This window comes from Noviherbaspirillum sp., from assembly GCF_035654295.1.
In the GTDB taxonomy this organism is placed as follows: domain Bacteria; phylum Pseudomonadota; class Gammaproteobacteria; order Burkholderiales; family Burkholderiaceae_D; genus Noviherbaspirillum.
The window spans coordinates 1-19,506 of record NZ_DASRXF010000048.1 but is presented as its reverse complement, the minus strand read 5'-3'; the positions used below and the strand labels follow the sequence as shown (position 1 = coordinate 19,506).

Annotated in this window: 17 protein-coding genes and 1 pseudogene; 13 read left to right on the top strand and 5 right to left on the bottom strand. The window is 63.5% G+C overall.

The window, feature by feature from the left end; genetic code table 11:
- Window positions 1–141: 141 nt before the first annotated feature.
- From VFF99_RS05645 to VFF99_RS05635, 3 genes are all read left to right on the top strand, one after another.
- On the top strand, window positions 142–3,384 hold the full coding sequence (locus VFF99_RS05645; protein ID WP_325015804.1) for a PAS domain S-box protein: 3,243 nt from the start codon (window positions 142–144) through the stop codon (window positions 3,382–3,384).
- Window positions 3,381–3,683: a hypothetical protein gene (locus VFF99_RS05640; RefSeq protein WP_325015802.1), complete on the top strand. Its 303-nt coding sequence runs from the start codon at window positions 3,381–3,383 to the stop codon at window positions 3,681–3,683. Before VFF99_RS05645 ends, VFF99_RS05640 begins: the two co-directional genes overlap by 4 nt.
- Before the next feature lie 156 nt (window positions 3,684–3,839).
- Window positions 3,840–4,811, top strand: a complete 972-nt coding sequence (locus tag VFF99_RS05635) for a TerC family protein (protein WP_325015800.1) — start codon at window positions 3,840–3,842, stop codon at window positions 4,809–4,811.
- 327 nt (window positions 4,812–5,138) lie between these two features.
- Here the strand turns inward: VFF99_RS05635 and VFF99_RS05630 are convergent, their stop codons facing one another.
- The gene (locus tag VFF99_RS05630) at window positions 5,139–6,383 is read right to left on the bottom strand and encodes an MFS transporter (protein ID WP_325015798.1); all 1,245 of its coding nucleotides are present in this window, start codon (window positions 6,381–6,383) and stop codon (window positions 5,139–5,141) included.
- 155 nt (window positions 6,384–6,538) lie between these two features.
- On the opposite strand from VFF99_RS05630, the gene VFF99_RS05625 reads away from it, so the two are divergent.
- A complete protein-coding gene (locus VFF99_RS05625) occupies window positions 6,539–6,973 on the top strand; it encodes a YciI family protein (protein WP_325015796.1) in 435 nt (144 codons plus the stop codon).
- A gap of 63 nt (window positions 6,974–7,036) precedes the next feature.
- Here the strand turns inward: VFF99_RS05625 and VFF99_RS05620 are convergent, their stop codons facing one another.
- The 4 genes from VFF99_RS05620 to VFF99_RS05605 all read right to left on the bottom strand — a co-directional run bounded on the left by VFF99_RS05620 (window position 7,037) and on the right by VFF99_RS05605 (window position 13,047).
- On the bottom strand, window positions 7,037–9,259 hold the full coding sequence (locus VFF99_RS05620; RefSeq protein ID WP_325015794.1) for a malate synthase G: 2,223 nt from the start codon (window positions 9,257–9,259) through the stop codon (window positions 7,037–7,039).
- A 570-nt stretch (window positions 9,260–9,829) separates the two neighbouring features.
- Window positions 9,830–11,026, bottom strand: a complete 1,197-nt coding sequence (locus VFF99_RS05615) for an acetate/propionate family kinase (protein WP_325015792.1) — start codon at window positions 11,024–11,026, stop codon at window positions 9,830–9,832.
- Complete coding sequence (locus tag VFF99_RS05610) at window positions 11,023–12,429, bottom strand: bifunctional enoyl-CoA hydratase/phosphate acetyltransferase (protein ID WP_325015790.1); 1,407 nt, start codon at window positions 12,427–12,429, stop codon at window positions 11,023–11,025. The genes VFF99_RS05615 and VFF99_RS05610 overlap by 4 nt, the downstream gene beginning before the upstream one ends.
- A gap of 150 nt (window positions 12,430–12,579) precedes the next feature.
- Window positions 12,580–13,047, bottom strand: coding sequence for a hemerythrin domain-containing protein (locus tag VFF99_RS05605; RefSeq protein ID WP_325015788.1), 468 nt, complete (start codon window positions 13,045–13,047; stop codon window positions 12,580–12,582).
- 314 nt (window positions 13,048–13,361) lie between these two features.
- On the opposite strand from VFF99_RS05605, the gene VFF99_RS05600 reads away from it, so the two are divergent.
- From VFF99_RS05600 to VFF99_RS05560, 9 genes and pseudogenes are all read left to right on the top strand, one after another.
- A complete protein-coding gene (locus VFF99_RS05600) occupies window positions 13,362–14,033 on the top strand; it encodes a Crp/Fnr family transcriptional regulator (protein WP_325015786.1) in 672 nt (223 codons plus the stop codon).
- A 231-nt stretch (window positions 14,034–14,264) separates the two neighbouring features.
- Window positions 14,265–14,900 (top strand): cytochrome c biogenesis heme-transporting ATPase CcmA, encoded by a 636-nt coding sequence (ccmA, locus tag VFF99_RS05595; protein WP_325015784.1) that lies wholly within the window; start codon window positions 14,265–14,267, stop codon window positions 14,898–14,900.
- The gene (ccmB, locus tag VFF99_RS05590) at window positions 14,894–15,562 is read left to right on the top strand and encodes a heme exporter protein CcmB (RefSeq protein ID WP_325015783.1); all 669 of its coding nucleotides are present in this window, start codon (window positions 14,894–14,896) and stop codon (window positions 15,560–15,562) included. The genes ccmA and ccmB overlap by 7 nt, the downstream gene beginning before the upstream one ends.
- A gap of 2 nt (window positions 15,563–15,564) precedes the next feature.
- On the top strand, window positions 15,565–15,852 hold the full coding sequence (locus VFF99_RS05585) for a hypothetical protein (RefSeq protein WP_325015781.1): 288 nt from the start codon (window positions 15,565–15,567) through the stop codon (window positions 15,850–15,852).
- A gap of 101 nt (window positions 15,853–15,953) precedes the next feature.
- Window positions 15,954–16,634 carry a heme ABC transporter permease gene (locus VFF99_RS05580; protein ID WP_325015846.1) on the top strand — a complete coding sequence of 227 codons (681 nt, stop codon included), beginning with the start codon at window positions 15,954–15,956 and terminating at the stop codon, window positions 16,632–16,634.
- The gene (gene ccmD, locus VFF99_RS05575; protein ID WP_325015779.1) at window positions 16,631–16,825 is read left to right on the top strand and encodes a heme exporter protein CcmD; all 195 of its coding nucleotides are present in this window, start codon (window positions 16,631–16,633) and stop codon (window positions 16,823–16,825) included. Before VFF99_RS05580 ends, ccmD begins: the two co-directional genes overlap by 4 nt.
- Window positions 16,809–17,324, top strand: coding sequence for a cytochrome c maturation protein CcmE (ccmE, locus tag VFF99_RS05570; RefSeq protein WP_325015777.1), 516 nt, complete (start codon window positions 16,809–16,811; stop codon window positions 17,322–17,324). The genes ccmD and ccmE overlap by 17 nt, the downstream gene beginning before the upstream one ends.
- The gene (locus VFF99_RS05565; RefSeq protein ID WP_325015775.1) at window positions 17,325–19,313 is read left to right on the top strand and encodes a heme lyase CcmF/NrfE family subunit; all 1,989 of its coding nucleotides are present in this window, start codon (window positions 17,325–17,327) and stop codon (window positions 19,311–19,313) included.
- 5 nt (window positions 19,314–19,318) lie between these two features.
- Window positions 19,319–19,506, top strand: a pseudogene (locus tag VFF99_RS05560) (DsbE family thiol:disulfide interchange protein); the annotation flags it as partial.

Here is a 19,506-nt window from a genome sequence, read left to right as displayed (position 1 = left end):
GCCGCCGCCGAATGCGTCTGGTTCCTGCTGTACGGCAATTCGAACGGTGCCTCCTCGAAATTGTCTGTAGAGGACGTATTTCAGGAGACCGTCATGGGCCCCAACCCCTCACTCACTTCCGGCCTACACAGCAGCGCGGTCATGTCATTTGCAGCCTCCTTGCTGGAGAACAGCAAGGATATGGTGGCGGCGGTGGACACCAGTCTTCGCTTCGTCGCCGTGAATGCGGCGTACCGCAAGGAGTTCGAACTCGTTTTCGGCACGCGGCCCGATGTGGGGCAAAAGATAGATGAGTTGCTTGCCGGCCAGCCCGAAGACAGAAACAAGGCGGTTGCCTTGTGCCGGCGCGCGCTGGGCGGCGAGTCATTTCGGGTTCACGAGGAATTCGGCGACCAGCACGTGCTGCGCAAGACGTACGAGATCGCCTTCAGTCCGATTTTCGATACCTATCACCAGCCGGTTTTCGCCGCCATCTATGTACGTGACGTGACCATGGCGCGCCTGGCCGAGAAGCGCTTTGGTTCGTTGCTGGAAGCCGCGCCGGATGCAACGATCATCATGCGCAGGGACGGGACGATCGATCTTGCCAATACCCACGCCGAGCGCATGTTCGGATATGAACGGCACGAGATGGTCGGCCGCCCGGTCGAAATCCTGATTCCGCAACGCTTCCACGCGAAACACGTGGCGCAGCGCCATCAGTTCGGTGTCCGTCCGTCGCAACGGCCTATGGGCGGCGGCAAGACACAACTCCTGGGCTTGCGTGCGGACGGCAGGGAGTTTCCGGTCGAGATCAGCCTGAATCCGGTCGATCTCGATGGCGAGCCGATGGTTGTTGCCGCTATCCGCGATATGACGGTGCGGCAGCAGGCCGAAGATGAGTTGCGTGCATTGTCGAAGGAACTTGAGCGCAGGGTCGTCGAGCGCACGGCAGAACTGGAGCGCGCAACCAAGGCGTTCCGCGCGACGTTCGAGCAGGCCTCGGTCGGCATCGCCCATGTGGCGCCGGACGGGAAATGGCTGCGGGTCAACCAGCGTCTGTGCGATATCGTCGGCTACACGAAAGAAGAACTGCACTCGCTGACTTTCCAGGACATTACGCATCCCGACGATATCGAAGCAGACCTGCAGCAAATGCGCCAGGTGCTGGCGGGCCGGATCGCCTCCTACTCCATGGACAAACGCTATCTGCACAAGAGCGGCGAGGTGATGTGGATCGCGCTCAATGTCTCGCTCGTTCGTGACGATCGCGGCTTGCCGGAGTACTTCATTTCCGTCGTCAAGGATATTACCGACCGCAAGCGGGCGGAAGCGGAGCGGCAAAAGAGCAAGGAGAGCCTGGAGCTCGCCACCGCGGCGACCGGGCTGGGCTTGTTCGATTACTCGGCGCAAACGGACCGCATCGAATGGAGCCCCGAAATGAAGTACTACCTCGGGGTGCTGCCGGAGCAGCAGGTCACCAACGACCGCTTCCTGGCCGGCATCCATCCTGACGACAGGCTCAGGGTGCACGAGGCGCTGAAGGCCGCCATGCGGGGAGCCGGCGGCGGGCGGCTCGAACTGGAAGCAAGGACGATCGGCGTCGACAAGCAGGTACGCTGGCTGGAAGGGCGGGGACGCGTCCTGTTCGATGCTGCCGGCCGGCCGTTGCGCTGCATCGGCACGGTGCTGGATATCACGGAAAAAAAGCTGGCGGAACAGGCGTTGCGCGACAGTGAACAGCAGCTGCGGATGATGCTGGAAGCGAACCCCATCGGGACGGTGCGTGGAACGCCGGACGGAAACATTCTGTACGCCAACGCCGCCTACCTGCGCATCATCGGGAGAAGCCGCGAAGACCTGCTGACCGGCCGGATCCGCTGGACCAAGGTGACCCCGCCGGAGTATATGGAGCGGGACCAGAGGGCGATCGCCCAGGCGCGGGAATCCGGCGTTTCAGACCTTTACGAGAAGGAGTACGTACGTCCGGATGGAACACGGGTTCCCGTGCTGCTTGCCACGTCGATACTGAGCAACGAGGACGACTTGCTTGCGTTCGTGCTGGACATCAGCGAGCGCAAGCAAGCCGAGGAGCGCATCCGTCAGGCCGCACTGCATGATCCTCTTACCGGCCTGCCCAATCGCGGCCTCCTGTTCGACTATGCCAAGCACGTGTTCGGGCGCGCGCGCCGGTTCGGCCGGCACTGCGCAATCTTGTTCGTCGACCTGGACCGCTTCAAGCCGATCAACGATACCTATGGACACGAAGCAGGCGACGCCGTCCTTCGCGACGCAGCAATGCGAATGGACGAATGCACGCGCGCGGAAGACATCGTGTTCCGGCTCGGCGGCGATGAGTTTCTCATCCTCGTGCCGGACATCGACGACGAAAAGGCCGGCGATGTGGCGCGGCATCTGGCACACAGCATTCATCTTCCCTATCGGGTCCACGGGCTTGAGATATCGCTGTCGGCGTCGATCGGGATCAGCCTGTTTCCCCGGGACGGCGACGTGCTCGACACGCTGATCAACAACGCCGATGCCGCGATGTATCAGGCAAAGCAGGCAGGACGCAACAACGTGCAGTTCTACTCCCAGGAGCTGGCGGAGCGCTCGCAGCGCCAGCTTCGCATCGAGGAACAATTGAAGGGCGCGTTGGCGCAAGGCGGTTTCGAGCTGCATTACCAGCCGCTGGTCGACATGCACAGCTCACGGCTGGTCGGTGTGGAAGCGCTGGTGCGCTGGCCGCATGCAGACATCGGTCCCGACCAGTTCGTCCCGGTCGCGGAGGCGACCGGCCATATCAACTCGCTCAGTGAATGGGTGATTGCGGAAGCCTGCCGCCAGCATCGCAAATGGTGTGAGCGCGGCCTGCCGCCCATACCGATCGCGGTGAATGTCTCGGCGGTGCAATTTCGCCAGAAGGACTTCGCGGGAGCCTTCGTGGAAAATCTGCATAAGTTCGCAATTGCTCCCTCGGCCCTGCAGGTCGAAGTGACCGAGACATCGATGATGGAGAATCTCGATCACGCCATCGCGGTGCTGTCGCAACTGAGATCCTACGGCATCAAGATCGCGCTCGACGATTTCGGCACCGGCTACTCCAGCCTCAATTACCTGTCACGCCTACCCATCAGCAAGATCAAGGTCGACAAGTCCTTCGTCCAGCGTCTCGAGCATGATGCCGTCAGCCGGGCGGTGACAGAGGCCGTCATCACACTTGGTCGGTCGCTATCGCTGGAAGTCGTCGCCGAAGGCATCGAGTCGGCGCAAACCCTGGACTACCTCCGCCAGCATGGATGCAACCAGGCGCAGGGATACCACGTCTGCAAACCGGTCACCGCCGACGGCTTCGAATCCTGGTTCGCTGAGCATCGCGCGCTTTACGGACATATGACTTCATGAACACAAAACGCAACGACTTCGTCGCGCGCTGCGGCGTGTTCATCCGGATCGCATTGGCGACCGGTCTCCTATTGCTGATTCCCTTGGCCGCCATGCAATTCACCAGCGAAGTGAACTGGGACATGACGGATTTCATCGTGATGGGCTTCCTTCTCTTCGGTACCGGAAGCACCTTCGTGCTGGTCTCGAGGAAGGCACCTCGCAACTACAGGCTTGCCATCGGCGCCGCGTTCACGTTGGCGCTGCTCTACGTGTGGGCGGAGCTTGCGGCCGGGGTATTCACGAACCTCGGCAGTTGACCCGTCGGGAATATTGGAGCACGGAAAGGAGGGCGCGATATTTCCCGGTCATCAGGTTTTTGCGAATTATCTCTGCAATCGAGACAGATTCTTTGGCATTGAAGTTTGGTTAAGAATTCCTGTGTCTCGACCACGCTGATATTCGAAGGATCCGATATGGAAACGATTGCGCCCGTGTGGCTATGGTGTACGTTCGCCGGCATCGTGCTGGCAGCACTTTTTGTCGACTTTGTCGTGCTCAGGAACCAGGGCGCGCAGACCGTGAACGTCAAGCAAGCGCTGAACTGGTCCCTCATCTGGATTCTCTTGAGCTTTTTGTTCAATGGCTTGTTCTGGTGGGCGGTCAGGGATGCGACCGGATCGGTGGAGATGGCCAATACCAGGTCTCTTGAATTCCTGACCGGCTACCTGATCGAAAAATCGCTGGCGGTAGACAACATCTTTGTCTTCCTCATGATCTTTACGTATTTCTCCGTTCCGCCCGCGTTCCAGAAACGCGTTCTGATGATCGGCATCATCGGCGCGATCGTGCTGCGCACCATCATGATCCTGGTGGGCGGCTGGCTGCTGTCCCAGTTCCACTGGGTGCTGTATGTGTTCGGCGGCTTCCTGATCCTCACCGGCATCAAGATGTGGTGGGCCGCGGGCAGGGAGTCGGACCTGAACGACAATCCGGCCTTGAAGCTGCTGCGCAGGATCATGACCGTCAGTCACCGGTATGACGGCGAAAAGTTCTTCACGATCGAGAACGGCAGGAAGATCGCCACGCCGCTCTTCATGGTGATCTGCCTGATCGCACTGACCGACGTCATCTTCGCGGTCGACTCGATTCCAGCCATCTTCGCCATCACCAGCGACCCGTTCATTGTGTTGACCAGCAATGTGTTCGCGATACTCGGACTGCGTGCGATGTACTTCCTGCTGGCCGCGGTGGCCAGCAAATTCCATCTGCTGAACTACGGGCTGGCAGTCGTTCTGGTATTCATCGGCGCGAAGATGTGCCTGATCGATGTGTACAAGATACCGGTGGGCGTTTCGCTCGGCGTCGTGGCCACGATATTGGCGGTCACCATGGTACTGAGCGTGCGGACATCCAGGAAGCTGCCTGCGCCTGCACCGGCGGAGTGACCGGTGGGGCGTTCACTCGGAGAAAGCATGGGCGCACTCGTACGACACTGGATTCCGGCCTTCGCCGGAATGACGTGGGAGGGGGGTATGGGTGCGCCACCTTTGCAGCCCGCATGCGGGCGCCGCCGCCTGATTCCCCGCTTCCTCTCACCCCGTCATTCCGGCGAAAGCCGGAATCCAGCGTCGTTCATTCGAAGAAAGCATGGGCGTACTCGCACGGCACTGGATTCCCGCCTTCGTCGGAATGACGTCGGATTCTTGTGATGAATTGACCTTCCCCATGCGCCTGCGAACATGGAAACCCGGCGAATCTGCCCGGACAACCTACTAGTTGCCGGCGCCCTGGGCGAATGGCCGGAAACCCCGGACGACAAGCCCGAGGGCGAGTACGCCAAGCACCCCGGCCAGCAGGAAATGGGGGCCGTAACCGAAGAGCTTGGCCGAGAGGCCGCTGAGCGAGCCGATAACCCCGGCCAGCACCACCTGTGCGCAGGCCTGGATGGTGAAATCCGCGCCCTCGTGTTCCGGCCGGCAGCGATCCATCATCGCCGCAAACAGCGCGACCGTGGACATGCCGTCGGCGATCTGCTCGAACAGCGCGATGCCATAGACGATGCCGGCGTCACCGCCTGCCTGCGCCACCCATGCCCAGGCGGCGATCCCCGCCGCCTGCAGCAGTCCGAACAGGATGAGCGAGCGCAGCGCACGCAGGCGTGCATATGCCAGCCCGCCGAGAACCGCGCCGCCGATGCCCGCGATGCTGCTGATGAGCGTGAGCTGGCCCAGCGCCCCCGGCGTCCAACCGTGATCCACCAGCAGCGGCTTGATCATAGGCGAGCCGAGCGCGTCGCCGAGCTTGAAGGTCAGCACCACCAGCATCCAGCCGCCCAGCCCGGGCCGCGCGAGAAAGCCGCGATAATGCCGCCACAGCAGCAGCGGCCCGGCCGGCTCGGCGCGCGCCGGTTCGAACGGCAGGCGCTGCTTTTCCGGGAACAGCAGGACCGGCACCGTCATGAGGGCGAGCAGGGCGGCGATCATCCCGATCGCGTTTCTCCATCCCCAGGACTCGATGACCAGCAACAGCAGGCTGCCGCTGACGATCATCCCCGCCTTGTAGCCCCCGACCTGCAGGCTGTTGCCCAGCCCGCGCCAGCGCGGCGGCAGCAGCCGCACCGCGAGGCCGTCGGTTGCCACGTCCTGCGTCGCCGCAGCCAGGTTCACGCACAGTAGCAGCCCCAGCAGCGCGGGCAGGTAGGCGCCGAACAGGGCGTCCGGCGGCAGCAGGGCCACGGCCAGCACGATGGCCAGCACCGTGAACTGCAGCGGCAGGATCCAGCCCCGATGGTGGCCGAAGCGCGGCGAAGCGATGCGATCGATCCACGGCGCCCACAAGACCTTGAGCACCCACGGCAGGGCCAGCAGCTTGAGCAGCCCGATGGTTGCCAGGTCGACGCCGTGCTGGCGCATGAGCACCGGCAGGGCGTGCGCGATCAGGCCCGACGGCAAGCCCTGGGCGCAGTACAGCGTGGCCAGCAGGACCACGGTGCCATTGCTAAGAAATGTGGATGGCATAAGCTTGTTCATTCGGGGATATGCAAAACTTCCGGGAAGCAATGATAACGCCGGCGCCGATTTGCACCCATGATGTCGATTTTGCGCCTCCCCGTTCGTCGTGGGGATGGGGCGCTACTGTTCCCCACCTTAACCTGACCGAAAAGGAGTTCCACATGCGATTCATGATCCTGGTAAAAGCCGACCAGAACAGCGAAGCGGGCGTGATGCCGAGCGAAGAACTGCTGGCCGAAATGGGCCGCTTCAACGAAGAACTGGTGAACGCCGGCGTCATGCTCGCCGGCGAGGGCCTGCACCCGAGCTCGAAGGGCGCGCGCGTACGCTTTTCCGGCAAGGAGCGCAGCGTGATCGACGGCCCCTTTGCGGAGACGAAGGAGCTGGTCGCCGGTTTCTGGATCTGGAAGTGCGCCTCGCTGCAGGAGGCGATCGACTGGGTCAAGCGCTGCCCGAATCCGATGCTGGGCGAATCTGAGATCGAGATCCGCCAGATTTTCGAAGCCGAAGACTTCGGTGAAGCCTTCACGCCAGAGTTGCGCGAACAGGAGGAGCGGCTGCGTGCCAAGGCAGTGCAGCAGGCAGGGGGCGGCTGAGCCAATGCAAAAGGGCCGGTCTGGTGACCGGCCCTTTTGCGTTCAGTGCCTGGAAGCCCGGGATCAGGCGTTCGACTTCACCTTCAGGCGCCATGCGTGCAGCAGCGGCTCGGTGTAACCGCTCGGCTGTTCCAGGCCCTTGAACACCAGGTCGCGCGCCGCACGGTAGGCGTAGGATGCTTCGAAATCCGGCGCCATCGGCTTGTACAGCGGGTCGCCGGCGTTCTGGCCGTCCACCACCTTGGCCATGCGCTGCATGGTCTCGGTGACCTGGGCTTCGGTAACGATGCCGTGCAGCAGCCAGTTGGCGATGTGCTGGCTGGAGATGCGCAGCGTGGCACGGTCTTCCATCAGGCCGACGTTGTGGATGTCCGGCACCTTGGAGCAGCCGACGCCCTGGTCCACCCAGCGCACCACGTAGCCGAGAATGCCCTGGCAGTTGTTGTCCAGCTCCTGCTGGATTTCCGCCGGCGTCCACTTGGCTTCGGCCACGACCGGGATCTCGAGCAGCTCGTTGAGCAGGCGCTCGATTTCCGCCGGGGCGTCGATCTTTTCCAGTTCCTTCTGCACGTCGGCAACGCTCACCTGGTGGTAGTGCAGGGCGTGCAGCGTGGCAGCGGTCGGCGAGGGCACCCAGGCGGTGTTCGCACCGGCCTTCGGATGGGCGATCTTTTGTTCCAGCATTGCCGCCATCAGGTCCGGCATGGCCCACATGCCCTTGCCGATCTGGGCGCGGCCGCGCAGGCCGGAGGACAGGCCGGTCAGCACATTGCTGCGCTCGTACGCGGACAGCCACTTGCTGGTCTTCATGTCGCCCTTGCGCATCATCGGGCCGGCATGCATCGCGGTGTGCATCTCGTCGCCGGTGCGGTCGAGGAAGCCGGTGTTGATGAAGGCGATGCGCGCGCCGGCTTCCTTGATGCAAGCCTTGAGGTTGACGCTGGTGCGGCGCTCTTCATCCATGATGCCGAGCTTGACGGTGTTGACCGGCAGGCCGAGCAGCTGCTCGACGCGGGCGAACAGTTCGACGGCGAAGGCGACTTCGGCGGGGCCATGCATCTTCGGCTTCACGATATAGACCGAGCCGGTGCGCGAGTTGCCGATCTCCTGGCCTTGCTTGCGCTTGAGGTCGTGCAGGGCGATGGTCACGGTCACAATCGCGTCCATGATGCCTTCCGGGATTTCCTTGCCGCCGTCGAGCAGGATGGCCGGGTTGGTCATCAGGTGGCCGACGTTGCGCAGGAACAGCAGGGAGCGGCCGTGCAGGGTCACCACGCCATCCTTCGCATCGGTGGCGCCGGCGCCGGCGTTGTACTTGCGGTCTGAGTTCAGCGTGCGGTTGAAGGTCTTGCCGGCCTTGGACACCGTCTCCACCAGGGTCGCCTGCAGGATGCCCAGCCAGTTGGCGTAGGCGGTCACCTTGTCTTCGGCGTCGACGGCGGCGATGGAATCTTCGAGGTCGAGGATGGTCGACAGCGCGGCTTCGATCACCACGTCGGCCACGCCGGCGGCATCCTGGCTGCCGATGGTGGTGCCGCGGTCGATCTGGATATCGATGTGCAGGCCGTTGTTCTTCAGCAGGACGGAAGAGGGGGTAGCGGCCGTGCCCTGGAAACCAATGAATTTGTTTTCTTCGGCCAGGCCGGTGGTGCTGCCGTCCTTCAGGCTCACAACCAGCTTGCCGCCATCCACGCGATAGCCGGTGGCGTCGGCATGCGAGCCCTTGGCCAGCGCGGCGACCTGGTCGAGGAACTTGCGGGCGAAGGCAATGACCCTGGCGCCGCGCACCGGGTTGTAGCCTTCGCCGTTCGGGCCGGCACGGGTCGCGCCGTCGGTCTCGGGCAGTGCATCGGTGCCGTACAGGGCGTCATACAGGGAACCCCAGCGGGCGTTGGCGGCGTTCAGCGCATAGCGGGCATTGAGGATGGGCACGACCAGCTGCGGGCCGGCCTGCAGCGCCAGTTCCGCATCGACGTTGGCGGTCGTTGCCTTGACGTCGCCGGGCGCCGGCAGCAGGTAGCCGATCGACTGCAGGAAGGCGCGGTAGGTGCCCATGTCCTTGACCGGGCCGGGGTTCGCACGATGCCACTTGTCCAGTTCCGTTTGCAGCCGGTCACGCTCGGCCAGCAGCGCGGCATTCTTCGGCGCGAGATCGTGGGCGACGGCGTCGAAGCCCTTCCAGAAGGTGGCGCTGTCGATGCCGGTGCCCGGCAGGACCTTGTCTTCAATGAAGCGATACAGGGCCGTGGCGACCTGGAGGCGATGGACGGAAGTACGTGCGGTCATGGAGTGCATCCTCGTATGAAGTTGTCATGAAGCGGCGCGTGCGCGCGTTCATGTTGTTGTAGCTGTAAGAAAGTCTGCACGAAGTATATGCGAGCAAAAAGTTCATGAACGCAACGTTTAGTCACTTGATTTATGCGTTTTAGTTAAAGATCGAAGGGATCTTGCTTGTGATCCTTTCCCGCAATCAGAATGCGATTCTTGCTTTCGGGAAATGGGAAGGGGAATTTTGGTGGAATCTTGCGGATTTTTTGGGCTAACGCCCGGAAGGGTGCCGGTTTGGAGGGGTGGCAAGGTAATTGCTTTAGAGGAAGCAGGAAATGTCTCCTCTCCCTATCGTAGGGAAAGCCCTTTGGCCGCCTGCCTGCAGGCGGCCTTTTTTTTGGAGCGACGATAAACGCCGCTGGATCCCGGCCTTCGCCGGGATGACGGGGGGAGGTTTCCGGTTGCGTGGACGTTGGCCGCCCGCCTTCGTAACGAAGGAGGCCGCGTGCGGGCCACAGCGTCAGCGCCGCGCTGCCAGTCCCCCGTCATCCCGGCGCAGGCCGGGATCCAGCGGCTTTCTTCGCGCCGTCAACGCCTGCTGATCAACCCCGCCGCATCCTGCGCCGCGACGCGCCCTTCATCCGTCGGCACCACCCATACCTCCACCGAGCTGTCCTGCGCATGAATCGGCATGATGGCGCCGCGCGTGGCTTCGTTGTTGGCCTGTTCGTCGATCTTCACGCCGAGGTAGGACAGCGCCTCGCAAACGTTCTTGCGCAGCGCGGTGTCGTGCTCGCCAATCCCGCCCGTGAAGGCGAGAACGTCCAGCCCGCGCAGGCAGGCCGTGAGCGCGCCGCATTCGCGTACCAGGCGATGGGTGAAGAGGGCGATCGCGAGTTTCGCGCCCGCTTCGCCGCTGGCGCGCAGCGTGCGCATGTCGGCCGAGATGCCCGAAACGCCACGCAGGCCGGATTCGCGATACAGCGTGCGCTCCAGCTGTTCCCAGCTCCAGCCCTGGCGCAACAAATGCAGCAGCACGCCCGGATCGATGGCTCCGGCGCGCGTACCCATCACCAATCCGTCCAGCGCCGAGAAGCCCATCGTGGTCGCGACGCTCTTGCCGTCCTGCACGGCGGAAGCGCTGGCGCCGTTGCCGAGATGGGCGATGATCATGCGTCCGCGGGCACGCGGCGTCTGCTCCAGCAGGCGGTCGGTCACATAGCGGTACGACAGGCCGTGGAATCCGTAGCGGCGGATGCCTTCGTCGCGCAATGCCTGCGGCAGGGCGAAGGTGTACTCCGTTTCCGGCAGCGTGGCGTGGAAGGCGGTGTCGAAGCAGCCGATCTGCGGCAGCGCCGGGAAGTGCTTGCGGAAGGCATGCACGCCGGCCAGGTTGTGCGGCTGGTGCAGCGGCGCGAGCGGGCACAGCGTTTCGAGGTAGGCGAGGGTGTCGTCGTCTAGCACCACGGAAGCGGCGAAGCGGTCGCCGCCATGCACGATGCGGTGCGCGACCGCCGTGATTCGGATGCCGCGCGCATGGCGCTCTAGCACGGTGTGCAGCGCCGACAGCGCGCGCTCGTGCGGGCTGCCTGCGCCGGCGTCGAGCTGTTCGCTGCTGCTGCCGTCCTTGCCCGAGATTTTCACCAGCGGCGAACCGCCGGCTTCCAGTCCTTCGATATTGCCCGACAGCGGCGCCGCGCCGATCTCGGTGCGGTTCTGCGGATACAGCGCGAACTTGAGCGAGGAGGAGCCGGCGTTGACCGCGAGGATTGCGTCCTGGGTCATGGCTGCACCTTCCTGTTCCGGTGCGCCATCAGCAGGGCCAGCGCAGCGGAAGCCACGCGGGCATTGGCGCTGTCGGCGCGGCTGGTGAGGGCGATTGGAATACGCGCGCCCATCACGATGCCGCAGGTGGTGGCGCCGGCCAGGTATTCGAGCTGCTTGGCCAGCATGTTGCCGGATTCGAGGTCGGGCACGGCCAGGATGTCGGCATTGCCCGAGACGCTCGATTCAATGCCCTTGATGCGTGCCGCTTCCATCGAAATCGCATTGTCGAAGGCGAGCGGGCCGTCGAGCACGCCGCCCTTGATCTGGCCGCGGTCGGCCATCTTGCACAGCGCGGCGGCGTCGAGCGTGGACTGCATCTTGACGTTCACGGTTTCCACCGCCGACAGGATCGCCACGTTCGGGCGCTCGTTGCCCAGCGCATGCGCGAGGTGGATCGCGTTCTGGATGATGTCGGCCTTTTCCTCGAGCGTGGGCTTGATGTTGATCGCCGCATCGGTGATGAGCAGCGGGCGGTCGTACATCGGGACGTCGAAGCGGAACACGTGCGACAGGCGGCGCTTGGTGCGCAGCGCGCGCGTGGTCACGACGGCGCTCATCAGTTCGTCGGTGTGCAGGCTGCCTTTCATCATCGCCTCGACTTCGCCATTGGCAGCCATCTCGGCGGCGCGTGCGGCGGCGGCGACGCTGTGCTCGACCGAAATGATCTCGGCGCCGTTGAGGTCGAGGCCGGCCCCTTCGGCGACGGCGCGCAGCTTCGCTTCAGGCGCGATCAGCACCGGCTTGATGAGGTTGAAATGGGCGGCGTTGAGCGCACCTTTCAGGGACTCGCTGTCGCAGGGGTGCACCACGGCGCAGCGCACGGCGGCGAGGTGGCTGACGCTGGAGAGCAGGGCGTCGAAACGCGCCTGCGGATCGAAGGTGCGCACCTCCGGCGGGTTGATCGCCTTGCGGCGCACCTTCTGCGTCGGGGCGAGGACGACGGCGCTGCCCGAGAGCACGATGCCGCCGTTCTGGTTCACGACCTGGCAATCGAGCGCCACACGCTTGCTGTTGTCGTCCTTGCCGGTGATGGTGACGATGGCCGTCAGCGTATCGCCGACGCGCACGGGCAGCGCGAAATGCAGCGACTGGTCGACGTAGACCGTGCCGGCGCCCGGGAACTGCGTGCCGAGCAGGCTGGAAATCAGGGTAGCGCCCCACATGCCATGGGCAACGACGCCGTGGAACAGGGTCTGCACAGCGAATTCGGCGTCGACGTGGGTCGGATTGAAATCGCCGGAGACGGCGGCGAAGGCCTGGATGTCCGACAGCGTCAGCGTGCGGACCATCCGCGACGATTGGCCGACGGCGAGCTCGTCGTACGTGACGTTCTCGATGGTTTGGATAGATAAATCGTTCATAAGGTCTGGATTGGATTGCGCGAATGCATAAGATTCCGGGCGGGAACCAAGCAAGGAGCATGCCGAATGCGCTGGCTCGGCAAGAATCGATGAGTAGAGGGTGGCAGCGGCTTGAAGTTCAAGCCACCCCTTGCCCGGGTTGATCGCGTGCTAGCTTGTCGCGAGTTGCGGGGCGTGCGGATCGATGTATTGCATCATGGCGCTGATGAGCTTGTCGCGATTGGATGCAAGCACGCGGTCGAGCAGCGGATAGAGCATGTCTTCTTCCTTGAGGGCATGCTGTTGCATCAGGAGGGTGAGGGTCTCCGCATGCAGTACATAAGCGGCAGGGTCGAAGCGCTCGATCGCGTCGCGCATGCGGTCGACGATGCCGTCGATCTGCCTGTGTTCGGCCCGAAGTATCGCAGCCGGGCCTGCGCCGCCTGAAAGCGTCTGTTCGAACGCGGGCAGCAGCACCGATTCTTCCATGCGGACATGCCGGCGCAGCATGTCCTGGAAGCGTCGGAAACTGTCGATGGCGGCTTCCCACTTGCGCTGCGCGACGCTGGTCTCTGCTCGATCGAAGAGTTCGTCGCAACGCTGGTGGTCGTGCCTGAGATAGGCGCAAATCGATTCCATGTATAGAACTCCGCTCTCCGTGTCCGATGCATTTTTTCGCATGCGACTTCCAGATTCCTTGATCCAGGATAGGGTTTTCCGAGCTCGCCGCCATTGAGCCATTGACAGCCGGGGCCTCGATGCTGCAAGGAAATACGCACCGCAGGCAGGCTAGCCCGGGCGCATTTGGAGAAAATTGATCTAGATCATTAAAAATACGAGGGGGATCGCTATGCTTGCCTTCACCTTGATAAGACGCAAGCCTTGAGGGCTGCCCAGATAACGCAGGTCCGAGAATGACACTAGAACGTGCTCGATCGCCGCGAGATGATTCCATGCAAAACCTGAAACGCATTCTTGCCAATACAACGCTGTTCCGCATGCTCGACGAGCGCCAGCTCGAGGAACTGACGACGGCGACCCAGCCGATCCGCGCGACGACCAATACCTGCGTGGTCAACCAGGGCGATGCGCCCAAGGGTGTCTATGTGGTGGTGTACGGGCAGGTGAAGATCGGCTTCGACCGCAAGGATGGCAGCGAAAAGACGCTGGCCATCCTCGGCCAGAACAAGTGCTTCGGCCTGGGCGAGATGCTGCTGGACCGCGAGCACCTCGCGTTCGTCAAGACCACGACCGATTCGATGCTGCTCCATACCACGCGCGAGAAAGTGCTCGAAGTCGCCAAGGACAATTTCGGTTTCGCACAGGAACTCATGGTCTGCGTCGGCCGCCAGCTCTACACGCTCACGCGCGACATCGAAAGCTATTCGCTGCAGACCGCCAAGCAGCGCCTGGCCGGCTACCTGCTGCGGCAGAACCAGTACCAGGCCGGCGATACGGTCGAACTCATCGCCAGCAAGACCCTGATCGCATCGCGCCTGAGCCTCACGCCCGAGACCCTGTCGCGCCTGTTGCATGACTTCTCGTCGGACGGCCTGATCAACGTGATGGGCCGCCGTATCAAGATCCTCGACCACGAACGTCTTGGGGCGCTGCTCACTGCCTGAAGGGGCGGCACGGGTGCTTTTCAATCTCGGCATATAATTCCAAGCCGTTCACACAAGGTCGATCAATGTCATCCCGGCGAACGCCGGGGTCCAGCGACTTTGCCGGCGTCTGACCACGACGCTGGATCCCGGCTTTCGCCGGGATGATTTCGTGACCCGGCAGAACCTTGACCAATTAGCATCCATGCACCTCTCCACACTTCGAGCCCTGCGGCCCGCGAAAGGCCGCGCATGAGCCTGCAGGCCCACCGGCTTACCTGCATCCGCGGCGACCTGCAGCTCTTTGCCGACCTCAGTTTCGATGTCCAGCCCGGCGACGCCCTGTGGGTGTCCGGCACCAACGGCAGCGGCAAGACCAGCCTCTTGCGCATGCTGTGCGGCTTGGCCGAGCCGGCGGAGGGCGAGATTCATTGGCAGGGCCGCAATATCCGCAGCCTGCGCGAGGAGTTCTGCAGCAAGCTGATCTACATCGGCCATGCGAACGGCGTGAAGGACGACTTGCTGGCGTGGGAAAATCTGGTCATCTCGACAACGCTGGCTGGCAGGCCGGTGGGCGAAGACGAGGCGCACGACGCCTTGCAGCAGCTCGGCCTCGGCCGCGCCGCCGACCTGCCTACGCGCGCCCTGTCGCAGGGCCAGCGCAAGCGCGTGGCGCTGGCGCGCCTGTCGCTGGGCTTGGGCATGCCGCTATGGATCCTCGACGAACCTTTCACCGCTCTCGACAAGAGTGCCGTGTCCGCTCTGTGCGGCACGATTGGCAAGCATCTCGCGGGCGGCGGCATGGTGATCTACACCACCCACCAGGAAATCGACCTTTCTGCAAAGCGCGCCCTGCGCCTGGACATGAACGCGGGGCGGGTATGCTGAGCGCGCTGATGTGCGTGATCCGGCGCGACCTGCTGCTGGCCTTCCGCCGCCGCTCGGACGTGCTCACGACTTTATTTTTTTTCATCATCGTGGCCAGCCTGTTCCCGCTCGGCGTGGGGCCGGAGCCGCAACTGCTGCGCACCATGGCGCCCGGCATCCTCTGGGTCGCGGCCTTGCTGGCGTCGATGCTGGCGCTGGGTCGGCTGTTCGCGCTCGATTACGCGGACGGCACGCTGGAGCAGATGGTGCTATCGTCCGAGCCGCTGACCATCATCGTCATCGGCAAGGTGATCGCGCACTGGATCGTTTCCGGCCTGCCGCTGGTGCTGCTGGCGCCGGTGCTGGCAGTGCAGTTCGACCTGCCGTCGTCGTCGGTCGCGGTGCTGTTCGTCAGCCTGCTGCTCGGCACGCCCGTGCTCAGCCTCGTCGGTTCCATCGGCGCGGCGCTCACGCTCGGCGTGCGGGGCGGGGGCGTGCTGGTCTCGCTGCTGGTTTTGCCGCTGTACATCCCGGTGTTGATTTTCGGCGCAGGTTCCGTCGGCGCGGAAGTCTCGGGCGTGGGCGCCGCCGCCCACCTGATGCTGCTCGGCGGCGCGCTTGCCGGCGCGGCGGCGCTGGCGCCCTGGGCAACGGCGGCCGGCCTGCGCATTGCGGTTGAATGAGCATGCACCATCCGCAACTGTTTATTCGCGCCACTGTCCCAGCGAAACAAGTGCTTGCGGAAATCCAGTGGCACACCGATTGCTTTGATAGTGCGCGCGCGTTCCCGGCGAGCATCTGCAGCCAAATTCCCGCCAAAACCGGGCCAGAAAGGGCGGAAGCGGTGGAATCCGAAGGCAGACAGCGCTATGCTGTCGGCGAAATTCTCGAAACCGGGAAACATGTCAGCGCGGTTCCAGGCCTGATACAGGGTTCGGCTGACATCGATATTTTTCTTGGAGCATTGCCTTAGTGTCCACAATCAACCAAACTCTGGCCCGCCGCGCCGACTCCAGCGGCTCCGGCATTTTCAAGTATGCATCGCCGCAGACGTTTTTCCCGATTGCGGGAAAAATGATTCCCTGGTTTGCGACCGCGGCCGTGATCCTCACGGTTGTCGGCCTGTACATCGGCTTCGCCGTGGCGCCGACCGACCACCAGCAGGGCGAGTCCTACCGGATCATCTTCCTGCACGTGCCGGCGGCCTGGATGTCGATGTTCATCTATCTCGTGATGGCATTCTGGTCCTTTGTCGGACTGACACTGAACACCCGCCTGTCCTCGATGATGGCAACGGCGCTGGCGCCCACGGGCGCGATGTTCACGTTCATCGCGCTGTGGACCGGCGCGCTCTGGGGCAAGCCCACCTGGGGCACCTGGTGGGTGTGGGACGCACGCCTGACCTCCGAACTGATCCTGCTGTTCCTCTACGTCGGCTTCATGGCACTGCAGGCCGCCATCGACGACCCGCGCCGTGCCGACAAGGCGGGCGCCGTGCTGGCGCTGGTCGGCGTGGTGAACATTCCGATCATCTACTTTTCGGTGCAGTGGTGGAACACCCTGCACCAGGGCTCGTCGGTCAGCCTGACCAAGGCGCCGAGCATGGCCATGGTCATGCTGCTGGGCATGCTCATCATGGCGCTGGCGTCCTGGGCCTATACCGTCGCGGTGGCACTGGCGCGCGTGCGCTGCATCATGCTCGAGCGCGAGCGGCACGCGGATTGGGTCAAGGAATACGTGGAGAAAAACGCATGAACTGGAATAGCTGGAGCGACTTCTTCGCCATGGGCGGGTATGCGCTCTATGTGTGGGGCTCCGTCCTGATGACGGTCGTCCTGATCGCAGGAGAAGTGATTGCCGTGCGCATGCGCCGCAATACCGTCATGAAACAGCATCGACGCTGGATACGCAGCAACCGGAGGGAAAGCAATGAAAACGAGGCATAAGCGCCTGATCCTGATCACGGCAGGGCTTGGCACACTGGGACTGGCAGCGTGGCTGGTCCTTTCCGCATTCCAGCAGAACATGGTGTTTTTCTTCACGCCCACGCAAGTCTTCTCGGGCGAAGCGCCCAAGGGCCGCAGCTTCCGCATCGGCGGCATGGTGGAGGAGGGCAGCGTCAAGCGCCAGTCCGACGGCGTGACCGTCGGCTTCGTCGTCACCGATACCGCGCAGAAAATCCCGGTCACCTACAAGGGCATCCTTCCCGACCTGTTCAAGGAAGGCAAGGGCGTCGTGGCGCAGGGCAAGCTCGGCCAGGACGGCCATTTCGTCGCCGACGAAGTGCTCGCCAAGCACGACGAAAACTACATGCCCTCCGAAGCAGCCTACGCGGTCAAGAAAGCGCATGAGGATGCCGCCAAACAGAAGGCGGGCGAACAGGCCGCGGCCCCCGCCGCCGCTCCGGCCGTCCCTGTCGCAGCCGACGCAAAGGAAGTGAAATAAATGATCCCGGAACTTGGCAATTTCGCCTGCATGCTGGCGCTGGCGGTGACCCTGGTGCAGGGTATCCTGCCCATCGCCGGCTCTTTCAACGGCAACCAGCGCTGGATGGCGCTGGCCCGTCCCGCCGCGGGTGCGCAATTCCTGCTCATCACGGTGGCCTTCGCCTGCCTGGTTTATGCCTTCGTCACCAATGACTTCACGGTGACCTATGTCGCCTCCAACTCCAACTCCTCGCTGCCGGTGTATTACCGCGTCGCGGGCGCCTGGGGCGGCCACGAAGGTTCGCTGCTGCTGTGGATCTGGATGCTGGTAATGTGGGGCTTCGCAGTCGCCCTGTTCAGCCGTCAGCTGCCGGAGGAAACCGTGGCCCGCGTGCTCGGCGTGATGGGCTTGGTCGGCGTCGGTTTCCTGGCTTTCCTGCTGTTCACCTCCAACCCGTTCGACCGCCTGCTGCCGGGCGCGCCCGACGGCCGCGACCTCAACCCGCTGCTGCAGGACTTCGGCATGATCATCCACCCGCCGCTGCTCTACATGGGCTATGTCGGCTTCTCGGTGGCATTCGCGTTCGCGATCGCCGCGCTCATGGGCGGCCAGCTCGACGCCGCTTGGGCGCGCTGGTCGCGCCCCTGGACCTCGGTGGCCTGGATGTTCCTGACGCTCGGCATTTTCATGGGCAGCTTCTGGGCCTATTACGAGCTGGGCTGGGGCGGCTGGTGGTTCTGGGACCCGGTGGAAAACGCTTCCTTCATGCCGTGGCTGGTCGGCACCGCGCTGATCCACTCGCTGGCCGTGACGGAAAAGCGCGGCAGCTTCAAGAACTGGACCGTGCTGCTGGCAATCGTCGCCTTCTCGCTGTCGCTGCTCGGCACCTTCCTGGTTCGTTCCGGCGTGCTGACCTCGGTGCATGCATTTGCCACCGATCCGGAGCGCGGCCTGTTCATCCTGATCTTCCTCGCCATCGTTATTGGCGGTTCGCTGCTGCTGTATGCATGGCGCGCGCCGTCGGTCGGCCTGGGTGGCCGTTTCGCCCTGGTGTCGCGTGAGTCGATGCTGCTGGTGAACAACGTCCTGCTGCTCGTGGCTTCCGGCACCGTGCTGCTCGGCACTCTGTATCCGCTGTTCCTCGATGCACTCGGCCTCGGCAAGATTTCGGTCGGCCCGCCGTACTTCGAAGCGGTATTCGTGCCGCTGATGATTCCGGTGCTGGTGCTGCTCGCGGTCGGCCCGTTCGTGCGCTGGAAGGAAGCCTCGCTTCCGGAACTGCTGCGCCGCCTGCGCTGGGTGGCACTCGCCGCCGTCGGCGTGGCACTGGCAATCGCGTTCGTGCTCGCCGCATCGCCGATGGTTGCTGCCGGGCTGACGTTTGCCGTCTGGATTCTGTTTGCGTCGATTGCCCACGTGGTCGAGCGTGCACGCCACGCACCGGCCGCCATGCCGCTGCGCAAGCGCCTGTCGCGCGAGCCGCGCAGCTACTGGGCGATGCTGATTGCCCACCTCGGCATCGGTATCTTCGTGGTCGGTGTCACCATGGTCAACGGCTTCGATGACCAGAAGGATGTCAACATGCGCGTCGGCGATACTGCCGGCGTGAATGACTACACCTTCCACTTCGTCGACCTCGAGGAATACAAGGGCCCGAACTATGTCGCCGCGCGCGGCACGTTCGACGTGATGCAGAACGGCAAGAAGATCACCACGCTGCATCCGGAGAAGCGCCTGTATACCGTGCAGCAGATGCCGATGACCGAAGCCGGCATCGACCGCGGCTTCACCCGCGATCTCTATGTGTCACTCGGCGAAGCAACGCAGGGCGGCGCATGGATCGTACGCGTACAGCACAAGCCTTTCGTAGGCTGGATCTGGGGCGGCTGCATCATCATGGCATTCGGCGGCATGCTCGCTGCAAGCGATCGCCGGTATCGTGTTGCCGCGCGCCAGCGCAAGGAAGCCGCGCAGGAAATCGCCGGCATCAAACCGATCAACGCATAAGCACCATGAAAAGATTCCTGTTACCGCTGGGTATATTCGTCGGCCTGCTGATTTTCCTCGGCATCGGGCTGCGCCTGAATCCACGCGAGATCCCGTCGCCGTTCATCGGCAAACCGGCGCCGTCGTTCTCGCTCACGCAACTGCACGCACCCGAGAAAACCATTTCTCCCAAAGACATGGAAGGCCAGGTGTG